Origin of the sequence: Mesorhizobium sp. M7A.F.Ca.ET.027.03.2.1 (genome assembly GCF_003999175.1) — a bacterium.
Taxonomy (GTDB): Bacteria; Pseudomonadota; Alphaproteobacteria; order Rhizobiales; family Rhizobiaceae; genus Mesorhizobium.
The window spans coordinates 1-849 of sequence record NZ_RZOM01001609.1 but is presented as its reverse complement, the minus strand read 5'-3'; the positions used below and the strand labels follow the sequence as shown (position 1 = coordinate 849).

Genomic DNA, 849 nt, shown 5'->3' with positions numbered 1-849 from the left:
TGGTACGGAGATAATGGCGACCGCCTCCGATGGCACTTCCATGGGCGCGGACACAGCCCGCGAGATCATCGTCACGCGCTTTCTCGCGGACCCGAATTTCGTGGTCTCGCTCGACGGAACTTTGGTCACATTCGATGACATCCCGACGCGCAACATCCAGAAGGTCAACGTCGACGTGCCCGGCTTTGGGGTGGTCCAGATCGTAATGATCGATAGCCAGAAAGCCGATCGGACCACGAGGCAGCACGGCATTGCATGGCGCGTGAATTCGCGGCTTGTCGGAAACCCGGGCTGGGTCGGGTTCGACCATGAGCGTATCCTCGACGGGCGGAGCACCGAAGCGAAACGCTTCCAGTTCATCGTCTCGGCAGACATCCTCGAGAATGCGGTGCAGCCGGACTGGAGCGGGTTCCTTCCCAATGACCCGGCATGGCAGGCCACCCGGCCCGCCGTGCATGCGCAGATCAAGCAGTACCTCTCCACCTTCTCTGCTGATCGCCGCCGTGAGGCGAAACACTCCGTCAAGGAACAGCTGGTCAAGACGGTGCGGCAGCTACCTCCCGTTGGGCGCGAACGCTGGAATCAGTTCGTGGATGAGGTGATCGATAATTGCCCCTCGATCTCGACGGAAGAGATCGGCAAGGTCGCGGGCATCCTCGCCAATCTTGAACTGAGCACGTCGAAATTCAGCCTAGTAGGGAAGCTGAACGAGCTGCAGCCGGGCGATCTCGATGCGCTGTACGAACTCCTCGACGACTGGACTCTCAGGCTCGCGAAGGACGCCCTCGATGAAATCCAGACGCGCCTGAAGCTGATCAAGGACTTGGATAAGAAGCTTCGCGACGACAC

The 849-nt window shown here is 60.2% G+C and carries 1 pseudogene; it reads left to right on the top strand.

The window, feature by feature from the left end:
* Positions 1-13: 13 nt before the first annotated feature.
* Positions 14-849: pseudogene (locus EN750_RS36780) on the top strand (ATP-binding protein); the annotation flags it as partial.